Origin of the sequence: Nostoc sp. LPT (assembly GCF_017115165.1) — a bacterium.
GTDB lineage: Bacteria > Cyanobacteriota > Cyanobacteriia > Cyanobacteriales > Nostocaceae > Nostoc.
The window spans coordinates 17,248-32,885 of sequence record NZ_JABXKF010000121.1; the positions used below are offsets into that span (position 1 = coordinate 17,248).

Below are 15,638 nucleotides of genomic sequence, written 5' to 3' on the forward strand. Positions count from 1 at the left end.
GCTTATGACTACCTTGAAATCTCATCTGAATATTTTATGGGTGCAAGTTTGGGTGTTGGCAGTGGTGCAGGGAGCAATTACCCTCTCGTGGTTAATTTATAATATATATCTGCCACAACTTTTGACTCAATTTGGTTTTCCTGCATCATTAGCAGTTGGTTTGGTGCTAGTCGAAAATGCTTTGGGTGCGGTGCTGGAACCAGTGATGGGTGGACTTTCAGACCAAGCTAGACGCTGGGTAGGAACTCGGTTTCCTTTTATCTCAGTAGGTATGATTCTGGCATCGGCTTTGTTTATTGCCATACCATGCGTTGTAAGTTTGATCCCGCCTACTACCGTGATGCGTAGGCTTAGCCCGCCGCAGGCATCGCTCTTACCTATAGTATTGGTAGCTTGGGCATTGGCAATGACAATATTTCGTTCTCCAGTTATGTGCCTATTGGGGATGTATTCGACACCAGCCCAGTTACCTTTAGCAGTCAGTTTTGTCACTTTAACAGGCGGTGTGATTGGGGCTTTTAGACCGATAAGCTACAAGTTTATTCTGAGTTTAGGCCCAGTTTATACCTTTGCAATTGGTTCTTTTGTCATGCTGGGGGCGGCGGCTGTGTTGCGCTTAGTCAATCCTCCAGAAGCACCAGTAGATATACACCAAGCAGAAACAGTAAAGTTACCTTTACAGAAATTGGCTTTGATTTTAGGAACTGGTTTCGGTGTCGCGTGGGGTATTCGATTTCTCATGGATGTCTTGGGTAAAGTGCTGAAAACCCAACTGAATACTGATAATATTGATGTGCTGATGGTGTGGATTGGAATAGCGATCGCAATTGCCAGCATACCCGCTGGAATTTTTGCAGTCAAAATTGGTAATCGTCAAGCAATGCTTTGTGGGATCTGTGCAATCATTCCCTCGTTATTGATAATGATATCTGTGGGCGCACAAATTCCGATAATTGTATTAATTGTTGCTAGCTTTAGTTTAATTGTCAACGGGGCAATTCCTTTTGCTTTAGGGTTAGTACCCCAGCGGTGGGCGGGATTAGGAATTGGGATGTATTTTGGTGGGTTTGCTTTAGGGATGAGTTTGTTTGGCGTTATATTTCCTCAACCGCAACAGATAACACCTTTTGTTGGTGCTGTTGGGGGTGGATTAGCATTTTTCCTGGCTGGTGTTTGCATTGCGGTGAGTGGCATTTCGGAAACGCAAAGTAGCGCAGAGGTTTAACGCATAGGCGTTTCGCCTTCCCACAAGGTAGGTACGCAAAGTTATTCTCTGCGTACCTCTGTGGATGAAATCTGACTTTCTTAATTACGAATTACGAATGAGTTACAGGTTTCACTTGACTCAACAAACTGTGCAGTTTCTCGCCTTCAATGACCTCTGTTTCTAAGAGTTGAGTGGCGATCGTTTCTAGCAAGTCTCGATTCTGTCTGAGAATCTCTACGGCTTGTTCGTGGGCTGTTTCCACGATTTCCTTGACTTCGCTATCAATGGCTTTGGATGTATCTTCACTTACCGCCCGCCGAGGATTAGTAGCACCATTACCCAGGAATGCTGCTTGTTGTCCTTGTTGATAAGCCAATGGCCCTAAGACTTTACTCATACCATAAGCTGTTACCATCCGTTCTGCCAAGTCAGTTGCTCGTTGCAAATCGTTGGAAGCACCTGTGGTAATACTATTAAACACAACCTCTTCGGCGGAACGTCCACCTAACAGAGTTGCAATCTGACCCCGCAGTTCATCTTCATTCATCAAAAAGCGGTCTTCAGTTGGTAATTGCAGAGTGTAGCCCAAAGCTGCCATCCCACGAGGAATAATCGAAATCTTTTCTACACGACCGTTTCCTGTTGTCAGTGCCCCCACCATTGCGTGACCAACTTCATGGTATGCAACAATCTTTTTCTCAGTCTCGTTCATCACGCGACTCTTCTTCTCTAAACCGGCAACTACCCGCTCAATTGCTTCGGCAAAGTCTTCTTGAGCAACCTTTTCACGCAGATTGCGCGCTGCCAATAATGCGGCTTCGTTTACCAAGTTTGCCAAATCTGCGCCAGCAAAACCGGGGGTACGAGTAGCGATCGCTCTTAAATCTACATCATCTCCTAATTTTACCTTTTGAGCGTGAATCTTGAGAATTGCTTCACGATCGGATAAATCGGGACGGTCTACCAACACTTGGCGGTCAAAGCGGCCTGGACGCAGCAATGCAGGATCTAGTACTTCCGGGCGGTTGGTAGCTGCTAGCACAATTACCGTTGCATCCCCAGCTGCAAACCCATCCATCTCAGTTAGTAATTGGTTGAGGGTTTGTTCTCGCTCATCGTTACCACCGTAGAAGCCGTTACTGCTACGAGATTTACCGATCGCATCTAATTCATCAATGAATACAATACAGGGAGCTTGTTTTTTGGCTTGTTCAAACAAATCCCGTACTCTGGAAGAACCCACACCAACAAACAATTCTACAAACTCAGAACCAGAGATGCTGAAAAATGGAACTCCTGCTTCTCCTGCTACAGCTTTCGCTAAAAGTGTCTTACCAGTACCTGGAGGGCCAACTAACAACACACCTTTGGGAATCCTAGCGCCAATTTGCGTAAACCGTGCCGGAGTCTTGAGGAAATCCACAATTTCCACTAACTCAGTTTTCGCTTCTTCGACTCCAGCCACATCTGTAAAGGTGATTTTAGCCGATTCGCCTTCAACGTAAACCTTAGCCTTGCTCTTACCAATGGAGAGAACACCTTGGGGGCCACCACCACCGCTACCACGGGCGAGAAAGAACTGCCAAATACCAATAAAAATCAGTGGTGGAATCACCCAACTTAAGAGGGTTGTAAACCAAGTATTCTTGGGTGGCGGTGTAGCAGCAAACTCAACTCCCTTTTCTTCTAGCAGTTTGGGTAACTCTAAATCAAAGATTGGTGTAGTTGCAAATACCGACGGCGATTCGGCATTTTCTGTTTTTAGTTGGTAAAGAATCTGGTTTTGACCAACGGAAACGCGGCTGACTTCCCCTTCCTGTACTTGATGAATAAATAAGCTATAAGGAACACCAGTAGGGCCAGAAGCAAATAAACCAGGCAAAAATAAATTTAAGAGCAGGAATAGCCCTGATACTGCCAGTAATATATTAGCAACGATCCGAAACCGAGGTGACTTAGGCTGTTCTTTAATTGCCATAGATTTTACCAATCCTTAAAATGAAAACTAAATTGAAAATTGTGTATGGAGCACAAGAGGCAGAGGTGCAAAGGGGCAGAGGGGCAGAGGGAAAAAACTTATTGCAATTTCTCCTCTGCTTTGCTGCTTCCCCTGTTCCTGATTTCCCTTAACGCTTTGAGAAACTTGATTAAAGACTGGTCAAAATGCTGGTATATTCGCCCAATCTAAGCAATGTCAACGATGGGCTGTGACGCTGATGACGCTTGTGACGCTCGCGAACTCGCTATGCGCTAAAGCGTCTTTTTTGGGAGATGACTCTAGAGCCAAGGGAGAAGACTTGCTAAGGGTGACACAAAGTTGTTCAGCTTGTCTCGATCGTCAAGGATACTAGCGTTTCTCATAATTTCTTCGATTTAGCAATGTTTGCAGCCTTTTTTTTCATTTATGTAATTAAACTTAACAATTTAATTAATCTTTGGGAACTAACGAGCAAATACGGTTTACCGTACTCAAAGAATATGCAGAGATTAGGAGATGCAAATAGAAATCCCCCACGAAGACTTATTCTGAAGTCTTGGTGGAGCCAGGGCGAACGCATCTTATTTACTAATAAAAACTAAAAAAGATTTCAAAATGATATAAATAATCCTAAAAGTGGCTATACATATAAATAAAGCAAATCAAAACTACTTCCAGAAACTGAATTAGCTTATCTCTAGATAAATCGATATCTACTAATACTAAAAAAGCTCATTAATTGGGTACATAAAAGTATGCTTATCTGGAGAAATAGCGAAACTTTTAGGTAAAATATTAAGTTCAAGTTTTGATATACTAGTTTAAGCTAACGCTAAAACTTTTAATGTAATCACATAATTTGCATTTTGTTGTGTTTGGAATGCTGCATCAAGCTGCCCTGCATCAATTTGCAATTTAGCCAACTCTAGGTAGAGATTAAGAGTGGTGATTGTTTGTCCTCATTTTTTAGCCTAAAGGTGTGATATCCTTGTTGGCTCAGTGCTTTGGTGCAATGATGTACGCAGAGCAAACGCATCTAAATTATACTTACTCACAATTAATGAGCATACTTCTTAAATATTTTGTATGAGATTGTGCGATATTTATGACATTTATCAATTACCTGTATAACTTGATAATGAATATGTAATATACAAGAAGTTAGAGCTTAATAGCAGGATAATCAAGGACTACTGCAAAACATCCTACTTTTCCCACTTTTCCCACTTCCCCAAATGAGGACGGTTGTAGCTAAATATACAATTGTTCTTGGATAGAGAAAAATACTGAGTCTTATTACTACCTCTACTACTTGACATTTTGATCGTTTCACTCCTTTATGCGGTTCCTCTATCCATTAATGTCCATCATTAGACCAGTGGGGGCGATCGCTAGATAATTTAATCACACCGTAAGAACGGCCAACCTGCCATAAAGTAGAATTTTCATAACTCGTTCGTGGCTGATTAATACTAACTGTAGTTCCACTAGCGTTTTTGATATTTAAGGTTCCTGACCAAGTAATTTCCCAATCAATTGCTAATCTTTGGGTATGACGAGAGGTAAGAACAGGTCGAAAAGCAATATTATAAGCAGACACCATTTCTTTAGCAGCTTGGACAGAGCCAGCATTGGTGTAATGTAGCCAATTAATATCTACATTAGGCATAGGTGGAACATCTTTGGCAGCAATTTCATTATTACTAATACGGAAAGCATAGTGCATTAAATAAGCCCGCTCTGAGGGGCGGAATACTGAAGCGATATCGATATTAGCTCCGGCATTTTTTAAGGCTTGCTCAAAAGCTTGTACTTTTTGACGGAAGGGAGAAGCTAAATCATCAATTAAGTCGCTATCTGGGAAAAAATTAACCCAGGCTTTTCCACTCAGTCGTTGTCTTAATTTTTTAGCGTATTCAGTTATGTTGCCTAAAGCCAACTCAAAATCAATGCCAAGCTTGGTTTTTGTTGTATTAGAAAGCTGTTGAGCTAATTCGGCTCGAAAATTGATGTCTCTTATTTTATAAGTTTCAGCTAGTCCTTTTGTACTGTTGGGGCCAAAGTCCCCATCAGCTACTAACGGCGGATTCAAACGACCGATCGCTGTTAAACTTTTTTGTAAGTCTTTGACCTCATTTTCTCCAAAATTGAGATAGGTTAATAATTTTTCTCCGCCATTGGTATAGATAGCAAAATAAATTGCAAAACCTTGCTCTATCGCTTTTTTATAAGTAGCAGTATCGACAATTCCCGTTACTGTTAAAGCATTACTAGTCTGATAATCACGAGTTGCTTGAGCTGTAATATTCCCAAAATCTCCATCAACGGCAGCAATAGGGAAGTCATAATCTAAAAGAAATTTCTGCCAAGCAGTTACAATCAGCCCTTCGGATTTTTTTTGCAGAGTAGGAAGTTGCAAAGCTTGAAGTTTAAAGCTCATAGTTTTTATTGAATGAAATAATTCGATACTGTTGTTAGTACATCAGTTTTGTGCTCAGTGCCGAATATAGATTATACGTTGCAGGCAATTTTAAGAGTACTTAAGCCAGGTGGACGCTTCTTATTTATTGAACATGTCGCCTCACCTCAAGAAAGTTTATTGCAACAACTAAAAAACACAATTAGTCCGATGTGGAAAGCAATAGATAATGGTTGTCATCCAGATAAAGAAACTTGGATAGCATTAGGAAAAGCTGGTTTTAGTAGCATCCATTATGAGCGATTTGATGCACAATTGCCAATTGTTAGTCTTCATATTATCGGCGTAGCGACAAAGTGAAAGAACTTTTAGCGGTTGCTGAATAAAAGTATTAAATAAACCCCCAGCTAAAGCCGTGGGGTTTGTGAGGTTTTCCACCAGAGATTTTATGGATTCTCGCGTAGGAAAGTGTCAATATCATTTAGTTCCTGCTGATTGAGGCGAAAGTCTCCAGCACCAATGATTCCTTCCACCTGCTTGGAATTGCGTCCGCCAACGATCGCCGCAGTCACTGCCGGATTATTTAAAGTCCAAGTGATCGCCACCTCACCTGGTGAGCGATCGTGTTGTTGACCAATGTGTTGCAACACCTCAACTAACTTCAGGTTGCGAGATAGACGTGGCTCCTGAAATTCACTATTGTTTTTGCGCCAATCATTATCTGGGAAATTAGCAACCCGCTCAGGTGTCATCTTTCCTGTGAGCAAGCCAGATTGCATAGGTGCATAAACAATCACACCTATGTTGTTTTCTTTACAAAAAGGCAGAATCTCTTTTTCGACATCAGGCTTCACCAATGAATAAGGTGGTTGCAATGACGTAACTGGTGCAATCTTTTGGATACGTTTCAACTGTTCTACATTGAAGTTTGAAACCCCGATATTGCGAACCTTACCCTCATCCTTGAGCTTGGCGAGAGTCGTCCAGCCTTCTTCAACTTCTGAGTCAGGGTTGGGCCAGTGGATCTGGTAGAGGTCGATGGTTTCAATGTCGAGTCGGCGCAGACTGGCTTCAACCTCCCGCCGCACAGAATCCGCCTTCAGGCTGTGACCAATTTCGCCCTTTTCATCCCAGATTAGTGAACATTTAGTGAAAATGTAGGGGCGACTAGATCGACCTTTGAGCGCCTTAGCAACAACCTCCTCCGAATGCCCCAGACCATAGACAGCTGCGGTGTCAATCCAATTAACGCCGAGGTCGAGAGCGCGATTGATCGCAGCGATCGATTCCTGGTCATTTTGCTCTCCCCAGCCAAAAGCCCACCCACCTCCACCAATCGCCCAGGCTCCAAAGCCGATTGGGGTAATGTTAAGCTCTGAATTGCCAAGCTGTTTGGTTTGCATATCTACTTTCTTCAAGAATTTTTGAGTCAATTGCTACTTTAGGCTGCAAATATTATCTCAACAGCTATCTAAGGTGTGAATTACTACTAGCGCAAACATGACAGCCAATCACTATTTGTGTAGAATTACTAAATCTTGAATATTGTGTTGATACACACTACTTGTATACTAAACTTGCTCAAACATTGTAACAGTTGTTAGTGTCGATCAAAATAGAGAAGCAATATGTCAGAAGATTTAAAAAGCAAAGTTGCGCTGATCACAGGTGCAAACAAAGGTATTGGGTATGAGATTGCCCGCCAATTAGGTTCTAGAGGTGCTACTGTTCTTGTTGGTTCAAGAGATATAGGGCGTGGTGAAGAAGCGGCGAATAAACTTCGTTTCAGCCAGATTGATGCCCGAACAATTCAACTTGATGTGAGCGACCAAAAAACAATCGACTCTGCGGCTAAACAAATCGAGAGCGAATTCGGAAAACTTGATATCCTTGTGAACAATGCTGGAATACTAAGTGATAGCGATCGCCTTCCACCTAGTCAAGTTGATATTGAAACACTGCGACATACTTATGAAACGAATGTATTTGGAGTGTTTGCAGTTATAAAAGCGTTGTTGCCACTTTTAAAGAAGTCAAAAGCAGGGCGAATAGTGAATTTATCAAGTGGTTTAGGTTCTCTGACTCAAAACTCCGATCCAAATTATGAATTCGCTGACTATAAGCTTCTTGCTTATAACTCATCAAAGACAGCAGTGAATGCAATCACAGTTTTGTTGGCTGCTGAACTTAAAGATACCCCAATTAAAATCAATGCTGCCGATCCAGGTTTTACAGCAACTGACATTAATCAATATCAAGGGTATCGCACTGTTGAGCAGGGTGCGATCGCAGCAGTAAGACTAGCTACTTTACCTGATCATGGTTCTAGTGGAGGTTTTTTTGATGAAAATGGTGTGCTTCCTTGGTAAAAATTAGAGGGTACTGGGCATGGGTTATTCCCCTTGTCCCCCATCGTACCTCTACGGGGAAGCTAGCAAGAGCGTCATTACGAATTACGAATTACTAAATTTACCGAATATTAACTTCTTGAAAATAATTTACTCCTTGAAGATATTCAACCTTAGTAACTGAGTTTTTCGGGATGAATAAATTTGTTTTTTTTGCAGAAGCTATCTTTTGATTGTCAGTCAATACGCGTTGTTTTTGAGTATACTCATTCAATTTGACTTGAGCTTGAGCATAAACTAGAGTATCTTGGGGAATATTTTTGAGAAATTTTACAGCTCTATCAAAATCACCAATAGATGCTTGTTTATTGGCTTTCTGTAAAAAGTAGGCTGCTCTGATCTGCCGTTTTCGATTGTATTCAGCTAACTTGTCTTGAACTAAAGCACCCGCATGACTTTCTTGAGGAATTTCACGCAGATATTGTAAGGCGGCAGAAAAATCTTTTTCAGCAGCTTTTTCGTAAGCTTTTGCTAATAAATCTTGCGTCTGTATTTCAATGTTTACAGATGCTTGCTGAACTATTTTATCTGTTTTAGATTGCCAGTAGAAAATTTTTGGAACTTTAGCAGCAGCATGAAGAACATCTGACCATCTGCTCTCTTTAAAAGCTGTTTGTGCGATTTCGTATTGCTGTGCAGCTACTTGCCATTGCTCTTGCCATTCTTCAATTGTAGCCTGCGCTTCTGGATAAACATTGCTGTGAGAAGGAATTGATTTAGCGAGTGCGATCGCTTCTTCCAAATCTCCTGCTTGATATTCTTTTGTTGCTTTATATAATGTATCTGTTTCTGAATATGCAGGTGCAGTATTAACTAAAGAATATACACCAAATCCCATTACTAAAGAATTAGCTGCCAGTCCTACTTTCATTCCCGTTAATAATGGGGATGATTTTCCAGAGGCGGGATGATTTTTCGCGACTTCTAGAGTAAATTGAGAATCTTTCTCTAATGTTTCTGATGGCTGAGGTTCCCAGATTATTTGTTTGAGTACCCGCAGCACTTCACCCGCAGACTGAAAGCGGTCTTGGTAATTATAGCCGATCATTTGGCTGAGAACAGCAGCTAAATAATCGTTAACTGGCGTGTTTTGAGAACGCCAAAAAATTTCATTAGTAGAAGGATCGGTTTTTAATTGTAGTGGTTCTAGCCCTGTTAAAGCCTGGATAGCAATCATACCTAAAGCATAAATATCACTGCTGGGCTGTGTTTGACCAATAAATTGTTCTGGCGGTATGTATCCCAATGAAGTGACGGGAATTCTATAAATGGGCAATTCTGCACCTATGCCAAAATCGATCGACTGGATTGAGCCAAAGTCAATCATAACTAACTTGTTATCAACAGTACGTCTAATCAAGTTTTCCGGTTTGATATCGCAATGGATCACACCTTGAGAGTGAACAAATTCTAGAATACCTAAGACATCGATCAGGAATTCTACAACTTCGCTTTCACTCCACAGACAGCCCCATTGTGCATCGATGGGCAATTCCGCAGTCAGCGCATGTCCTTCAATACACTCTTGCACTAAATAAAATTGCTGGTTTTCTTCAAAACAAGCGATAAATTCAGGAATTTGGTCATGACTTCCCAGAAGTTTCAAAGTTTGGGCTTCAGTCAGAAAAAGTAACCTCAGCATCTCCAAGTAGCCGGATTCGGAACTGCTAACTTTAATCTGCTTAATAACGCATCTAGGATTCTCTGGATAATCTACGTCTACAGCAATGTATGTTTGTCCAAACACCCCTGCACCGAGGCTTTGGACAATTTGGTAACGCCCTTGTAGTAATTTACCGATTATGTGGTGGGTCATGACCTGGTTACTCAGTAAGTCCTTTTATTTAGTTTTTCTGACATTCCCTGCTGTTTCCGGAATACTTTAGAAATAAATAACCATTTTGATACTTTAAATGCAAGTTTTATTTTTTAAAGCCTCTCGACTTTTCGGGGAGAGGAATGGAAGTGGGGTTTTTAGTAAACTTTAAGACTTTTCAAACATCCTCTAAGCGGTAGTCTCCTAAAAAAAGTATTGCCAATTTATTAAAAGAATATATCAATAAAGATAAATATCTATAATATGATTATTGACAGTTAAATCAACAGTGATCTGATCCATCCAGCTTCTCTAGACTTTGGCAAAATCAGAAAAAATGCGGGAGAATAAATCTCCCACAAGCAATGCTGACATAGGAGGTTATAGCATCTATACAAAAATAATTTAACAAATAATTTGAATTACTGCAAATTATTTGCAATAATAACTGCAATGGATCTAGCGATCGCCAAAACCAACCAAAGGATGATTAACATGAGTACATACGCGCAGGAATTGAGAAACACCGCCAAGGCAATGGTTGCTCCTGGTAAAGGTATCCTGGCAATGGATGAAAGCAACGGTACATGCAACAAGCGATTTGAAAAGTTAGGTATCCCCACGACAGAAGAACGACGACGTGCTTATCGGGAGTTAATTCTGACAACTCCAGGTTTATCGGAATACATCAGTGGAGCTATTCTCTATGATGAAACTATTAGGCAGTTTTCTCAGGCTGGGGTTGCTTTTACCAAGGTGATGCAAGACGCGGGTATGATCGTTGGTATCAAAGTTGATGCCGGAGCTCAAAACTTAGCAGGTTGTCCAGGTGAAAAAGTCACCGAAGGATTAGATGGTCTAAGGGAGCGCATTGCTGAATATTACAAAATGGGCGCACGTTTTGCCAAATGGCGGGCTGTGATTACCATTGGTAATCGTATTCCCAGCGGTACTTGCATTGAAGCTAATGCTCATGCGCTAGCTCGTTATGCTGCTTTGTGTCAGGAAGGAGGACTTGTACCAATTGTGGAGCCAGAGGTATTAATTGATGGCGACCATACAATAGAAGATTGTTACGAAGTAACAGATAAAACTTTAGAAGCGGTATTTAATCAACTGCGTCTGCATAAAGTTGAGTTTGACCAGATGATACTTAAACCTAGTATGGTGATTTCTGGCTTGACTTGTCCCAATCCGGCGAATGTAGAGCAGGTAGCAGAAATGACTATTCAATGCTTACTCAAGAACGTACCTGTTACTGTTGCCGGAATTGCTTTCCTTTCCGGTGGACAGAGTAACGAACGCTCAACGGAACATCTGAATGTGATGAATGCTAAATTTGCTTTCCAATGTCCTTGGTCTGTTACCTTTTCCTATGCCCGCGCTATTCAGCAAACAGCTTTAGAATACTGGCGGGGTAATGATGACAAGACATCTGAGGCACAAAAATTACTCTATCATCGAGCGAAGTTAAACGGAGCAGCCAGCCTGGGTCAGTACAATGCAGAGATGGAAAAAGCACCGACTTTAGTCTGATGGTTTAATTCATGAGTTTTTAGCGACTTTCCTCGACATCAACACAGAATTGTAGCGGCATTTGGGAAATAGTGTTTATCTATCCAGTACCGCTATTTTATTTACACAATCAGTTGCTTGGTAGAGTTGCTTCGACTTGCCCAAGAAACTTAAGTGCTTGTTCTTTGGATTGTATGATGATTTCAGACACCGCATCTTCCCGACCAAGAACTTCATAAAACTTGACTAAATCTTGAAATGCCGCATAGAAAGCACAATATGCTTGTGTCCGAAATTCCATTGGTAACTTACTAGCCCCCATTATATCTGATGCACTGCTTTGGGCTTTGAGCAAGTAAGTTTCCGCTTCGATTAACTGTCCCACCGCCAAGTGACAATTAGCAAGATTCTGACATGAAAGGACATAGAATATGAATTGCCTCGGAATTATTTAAGTGGGAAGTTGCTTCCTGCAATATCTTCTCAGCAATAGTCAATGCTTTTTGATAGCAGGCGATCGCATCGTAGTATAACTTCACTTACATCTTACTGTTTCCTTCCTGGATGTGGTTTTTCCAAACCGGATGGACTGTGTTCAGATTTATTGAAGTGCTGGACAACACCCTTGTGTTTCTTAGGATCAAGCGCACTGGCGGTGCACCACCCGCTACGATTGAAATAAACAGCTTCTTTCCCTACTCCCTACTCCTTGTGTTTCTTGAAAGTCAATAGCTTGATCAAAGACACAAACACGATAAGCGCAGCGGTGATCGCTCCAGAGTTAGTTTCCCACATAACCAAGGACGATCGCACTTTAAGGAAAAAAAGCATTGATAGGAGTACAGAATATTTTGCCCAAGTCCGGCACAAAAAAATTAATTTTACGTGTTTTTACGGTTAAATTATTTTTAGTACATATATACCATTGTAAACACCGATTTTTAGGAAATAAAAAATACGTAGCTGTAAATGGAAATCAAAGATTTAGCTGGCATTAGTGAACCAGTGAAGAGGCTTATTGAAGTAATGGCTGAAGGGTGTGGTGCAGTTTCACGCCCATACCTTATCAAGAAAAATGCTGAGGCTAAAGCTTACGAAATACGAGTTATTTCCGAAGCTATGGCTGAGAGCCGTAAGTTGCTTGGTGGTGCAGATTATGAAGACGGTAAAGTTAAGATGATGGGATCTTCTGAGACACCTAGCCCAATCCTCTCACTTCCTGAGCGTGTGGCAAACCGTAGTGAATACCAGGAGTTACGAAAGCAACAGAATATAGAATCCGTATGTGCAAACGCTGCTGAGGAACTAGCAAATAAAAGTGAGATCCCAGAACAGAAGCCAGAACCAGAATGGATTAATCATTTCTTTGATATAGCAGAGAAAATTTCAACAGAAGATCTCCAATACTGGTGGGGGAAAATCCTGGCTGGGGAGATTACAAAACCTGGTTCTTTCTCGCTACGTACTCTTGATAAATTGAAAAATCTTTCACGACAAGAAGCAGAAAACTTTGTTGAATTAGGGAAATATGTCTTAAGTAATAAGAACATAGCTTTTTACCTTGACCCAAAAGAATATATTTTTAAGAAAGATAATACTATTGGCTTTTCTGAAATTCTTGATCTAAAAGAGGCTGGTCTTATAAATGATAGTGATTTTATAAGTTTTTCCTTTGAAGCTAGGACCTCCGGCAGTACCTCTAATTTACTTTACTCCTCTTTAATTCTCTTCTTTGAAAGAGAGAAAGATACGCCTGAAATCGGAAATCAAGTTGGAGTGTTAACAAAAGCAGGTACAGAACTATTGAAACTTATATCAGTTCAGCCTGATATGGAATATATAGAATTTGTTGCTCAAAAATTTAAGCGAGAAGGTATGAAAATTGCTTGGGCACCTATTATTGAGAATGGTGAAAACCTATTCATAGGAGACAAAACATATATCGTTACTGAGGAACCAGCTTAGTTATGTTAAAACGATTATGCACACAGTATAACAATCTTGGTGTAGCGCAGATTGCTGTCTATCAAAGTAAGCAATCAGCCCCGACCGGGTAATAAAGCTATGCCGTAGTGCCTCTTAAATACCCTTGATATATGAGGCTTTGACCATCCTTGGGAAGAAATTAATTACTATAATTTCTTAGTTTGCGCTTTTGAGTGGCCAGAGGTGAACAATGGTTTAAAAATTAGATTAGGACAATAATCCGCAACTGAGTTTTACAGGCTACAGAAAATGTGGCTAGGTAACGCTCTTAATTAACTAGAGGTAAAAACTATGAACATCCAACTTCAAGCGGAATACGAGCAATTTATACAAACCCGAATTGCTATAGGTAGATATGAAAATGCTGAAGATGTCATTGTGAAAGCATTGAAACTGTCTGCCTTGGGCTTTTCTTAGTGCCATTGGCCTGTAACCCTTATTCACTCGTTAACCCTGTAAACGGTTACAAATCAACTGTAATTTACCAAAAATAAATATTGCCCTCCTCTTCTCAGAATCTCCTAACCCTCAGCTTCCGTATCTTCCTCAACCACCTCAGATTTTTCTGTTAATGGCTTCACTACCCGCGCGATCGCTTCTTGAATAAAAGCTTTAATAAATTCATCTCTGCGATTAATTTGAAACTGTCGCTGTACAACTTCTGTCATTCCACCATCACCCCAATCTTGGTCATGACGAAAATATTCAATAAAACTTTTACCGGCAATTCGCGTTAAATAAGCTGCTGTCACGCCTTGAATTGCTCTACCAATAATAAAGGTAGCAACATTGAGTTGCAAAGCTGTAGATAATAATTGAATTGCTCCTTTGACAATGCCCAAACTAGCGATGGTTTTCGCTAAAGAAAGGGCTAATTCTCTTCCCCGTTCCATATTCAATTCACAGCCATATACTCTGCCAATTTCCACAACCATTTGAGCGTTGACTGCGGCTGTCGCCAATAAATCTACAACTGGTATCGGCGTGACTGATACCACACCAGCACCAATCCATTGAAACCGTTCTACGATTTTGTCAGCTTGACGGCGACGCTGGCCATCAATGAGTTTTCGCGCTTCGTCTCCCAATCGCAGAGATTGCAAAAGAATATTATCCGCCACCAAATCTTCACCTTCAGCACGTAAAACAGCAGCCGTGCGCCGCAGCAAAGGAACAATATCCGGTTCTGGTTGGAAGGTTTCGCCAGTTTCTAGTTGTGCAGGTTGCGGATTAGCAGCGATCGCTACCACATCATTAGTTGCAATAAATCCCCGTACCCGTTGACGCAACCTAGCAAGGATGGATTCTTTATCTTCATCTGTATATAAATCAGTTTTGTTGAGAACTAGGAGCGATCGCTTGCCAATTTCTGCCAACCCCCGCAACGGCTCATATTCTGAGCGGCGTAAATCATTATCTACTACAAACAACAGTAAATCTGCTTCTGTTGCCAGTTCTCGCGCCATCTGTTCGCGTTCCGTTCCCGCCACCCCTGCTTCTAAAATCCCCGGCGTATCCGTAATTAAAATCTTGCGTTCTAATCCCTTCAACCGCAGACAATAGGTTTCTCCAACCTGAGTTGTACCCATCGGTGCATCCACCTGACCGACCATACGTCCCATAATCGCATTTACTAGGGAAGTTTTGCCAGCACTCCCCGTACCAAATACCACTACTTGAATTTCGCCCCGTGCGAGGTTGGCTTCAATCTCTCGCGATCGACTTAATAAAGCTTGGCGTGTGACTTCATCTTGAATTTGGGCTACCTGTTGCCGTACAGCCTGGAGAGTTGTAGAAGCAGCATCAGATTTAGCAGCCGGAATTTGCGCCGCAGTTACTCGCTTCGGGTTGCGGCGCGATCGCTTTTCCCCAGTCCGAATCACCAATACATAATAAACGAAAGCGGCAACCAAGGCTGCAATCAGCACAATCAGCAATAACAGCAACAAATTGCCTAGCAACGGCGAATAGGACAATTGCCAATAGAGGCGTGATAGGGAATCAATTAGCCATAGGGCTAGCCCCAAAATGACGATCAAACCAACAATCAACGTTACTATGCGTGACAGAGGCATGGCTGGGAAAGATTAGTAAGTATTCAGTAGGCAGATGCTTCTAATCTTAATAGTTTCAGCATTTTTTACCAGAGTATTCATTAAAGGTGTAAGGGTTTAAGGGTTTAAGGGTGTAAGGTGAAGTCCTTTGGATTGAAACCAAAGGACTTCACGGTTGCCCTTCTTATTGCTGGGCTTTTGACTCATGCGGGTGGTTGGGGCTAGTTCTTCCCCCCCTACCACCATGCAACCCCT

Annotated in this window: 11 protein-coding genes and 2 pseudogenes; 6 read left to right on the forward strand and 7 right to left on the reverse strand. The window is 41.4% G+C overall.

Annotation, left to right across the window (positions count from 1 at the left end):
- Positions 1 to 4: 4 nt before the first annotated feature.
- A complete protein-coding gene (locus tag HWQ58_RS22470) occupies positions 5 to 1,225 on the forward strand; it encodes an MFS transporter (protein WP_292867320.1) in 1,221 nt (406 codons plus the stop codon).
- A 91-nt stretch (positions 1,226 to 1,316) separates the two neighbouring features.
- On the opposite strand, the gene ftsH4 is transcribed toward HWQ58_RS22470, so the two are convergent.
- Entirely contained in the window at positions 1,317 to 3,185 is a 1,869-nt protein-coding gene (gene ftsH4, locus HWQ58_RS22475) for an ATP-dependent zinc metalloprotease FtsH4 (RefSeq protein WP_292867323.1), read from the reverse strand.
- 1,357 nt (positions 3,186 to 4,542) lie between these two features.
- Positions 4,543 to 5,625, reverse strand: a complete 1,083-nt coding sequence (locus HWQ58_RS22480; protein WP_292867326.1) for a peptidoglycan-binding protein — start codon at positions 5,623 to 5,625, stop codon at positions 4,543 to 4,545.
- A gap of 33 nt (positions 5,626 to 5,658) precedes the next feature.
- On the opposite strand from HWQ58_RS22480, the pseudogene HWQ58_RS22485 reads away from it, so the two are divergent.
- Positions 5,659 to 5,964 (forward strand): annotated as a pseudogene (locus HWQ58_RS22485) (class I SAM-dependent methyltransferase); the annotation flags it as partial.
- A gap of 86 nt (positions 5,965 to 6,050) precedes the next feature.
- Here the strand turns inward: HWQ58_RS22485 and HWQ58_RS22490 are convergent.
- The gene (locus HWQ58_RS22490; RefSeq protein ID WP_292867329.1) at positions 6,051 to 7,007 is read right to left on the reverse strand and encodes an aldo/keto reductase; all 957 of its coding nucleotides are present in this window, start codon (positions 7,005 to 7,007) and stop codon (positions 6,051 to 6,053) included.
- Positions 7,008 to 7,232: 225 nt separating this feature from the next.
- Here HWQ58_RS22490 and HWQ58_RS22495 point away from each other — a divergent pair, with 225 nt between their 5' ends.
- Positions 7,233 to 7,973, forward strand: a complete 741-nt coding sequence (locus tag HWQ58_RS22495) for an SDR family oxidoreductase (protein ID WP_292867332.1) — start codon at positions 7,233 to 7,235, stop codon at positions 7,971 to 7,973.
- 100 nt (positions 7,974 to 8,073) lie between these two features.
- Here HWQ58_RS22495 and HWQ58_RS22500 read toward each other — a convergent pair whose 3' ends face one another.
- Positions 8,074 to 9,828 (reverse strand): protein kinase, encoded by a 1,755-nt coding sequence (locus HWQ58_RS22500; RefSeq protein ID WP_292867335.1) that lies wholly within the window; start codon positions 9,826 to 9,828, stop codon positions 8,074 to 8,076.
- Between the two features lie 495 nt (positions 9,829 to 10,323).
- On the opposite strand from HWQ58_RS22500, the gene HWQ58_RS22505 reads away from it, so the two are divergent.
- A complete protein-coding gene (locus HWQ58_RS22505) occupies positions 10,324 to 11,364 on the forward strand; it encodes a class I fructose-bisphosphate aldolase (RefSeq protein WP_292867338.1) in 1,041 nt (346 codons plus the stop codon).
- 109 nt (positions 11,365 to 11,473) lie between these two features.
- Here the strand turns inward: HWQ58_RS22505 and HWQ58_RS22510 are convergent, their stop codons facing one another.
- Both HWQ58_RS22510 and HWQ58_RS22515 read right to left on the reverse strand, forming a co-directional pair.
- Positions 11,474 to 11,728: a hypothetical protein gene (locus HWQ58_RS22510; RefSeq protein WP_292867341.1), complete on the reverse strand. Its 255-nt coding sequence runs from the start codon at positions 11,726 to 11,728 to the stop codon at positions 11,474 to 11,476.
- Positions 11,729 to 11,741: 13 nt separating this feature from the next.
- Positions 11,742 to 11,882 (reverse strand): hypothetical protein, encoded by a 141-nt coding sequence (locus HWQ58_RS22515; protein WP_292867344.1) that lies wholly within the window; start codon positions 11,880 to 11,882, stop codon positions 11,742 to 11,744.
- Between the two features lie 430 nt (positions 11,883 to 12,312).
- Between HWQ58_RS22515 and HWQ58_RS22520 the strand changes: the two genes are divergently transcribed.
- Together HWQ58_RS22520 and HWQ58_RS22525 are read left to right on the forward strand one after the other, a co-directional pair.
- Positions 12,313 to 13,308, forward strand: a complete 996-nt coding sequence (locus tag HWQ58_RS22520; protein WP_292867347.1) for a DUF2806 domain-containing protein — start codon at positions 12,313 to 12,315, stop codon at positions 13,306 to 13,308.
- A gap of 312 nt (positions 13,309 to 13,620) precedes the next feature.
- Positions 13,621 to 13,725: pseudogene (locus tag HWQ58_RS22525) on the forward strand (type II toxin-antitoxin system ParD family antitoxin); the annotation flags it as partial.
- A gap of 125 nt (positions 13,726 to 13,850) precedes the next feature.
- Here HWQ58_RS22525 and HWQ58_RS22530 read toward each other — a convergent pair.
- A complete protein-coding gene (locus HWQ58_RS22530) occupies positions 13,851 to 15,404 on the reverse strand; it encodes a YcjF family protein (RefSeq protein WP_292867350.1) in 1,554 nt (517 codons plus the stop codon).
- Positions 15,405 to 15,638: the final 234 nt, after the last annotated feature.

What these genes read in the sequence shown, in the direction of transcription:
- HWQ58_RS22470 (WP_292867320.1), top strand. Translation starts at nt 5, where the DNA reads ATGACTACCTTGAAATCTCATCTGAATATTTTATGGGTGCAAGTTTGG.
- HWQ58_RS22500 (WP_292867335.1), bottom strand. Translation starts at nt 9,828, where the DNA reads ATGACCCACCACATAATCGGTAAATTACTACAAGGGCGTTACCAAATT.
- ftsH4 (WP_292867323.1), bottom strand. Translation starts at nt 3,185, where the DNA reads ATGGCAATTAAAGAACAGCCTAAGTCACCTCGGTTTCGGATCGTTGCT.
- HWQ58_RS22505 (WP_292867338.1), top strand. Translation starts at nt 10,324, where the DNA reads ATGAGTACATACGCGCAGGAATTGAGAAACACCGCCAAGGCAATGGTT.
- HWQ58_RS22480 (WP_292867326.1), bottom strand. Translation starts at nt 5,625, where the DNA reads ATGAGCTTTAAACTTCAAGCTTTGCAACTTCCTACTCTGCAAAAAAAA.
- HWQ58_RS22520 (WP_292867347.1), top strand. Translation starts at nt 12,313, where the DNA reads ATGGAAATCAAAGATTTAGCTGGCATTAGTGAACCAGTGAAGAGGCTT.
- HWQ58_RS22495 (WP_292867332.1), top strand. Translation starts at nt 7,233, where the DNA reads ATGTCAGAAGATTTAAAAAGCAAAGTTGCGCTGATCACAGGTGCAAAC.
- HWQ58_RS22490 (WP_292867329.1), bottom strand. Translation starts at nt 7,007, where the DNA reads ATGCAAACCAAACAGCTTGGCAATTCAGAGCTTAACATTACCCCAATC.
- HWQ58_RS22530 (WP_292867350.1), bottom strand. Translation starts at nt 15,404, where the DNA reads ATGCCTCTGTCACGCATAGTAACGTTGATTGTTGGTTTGATCGTCATT.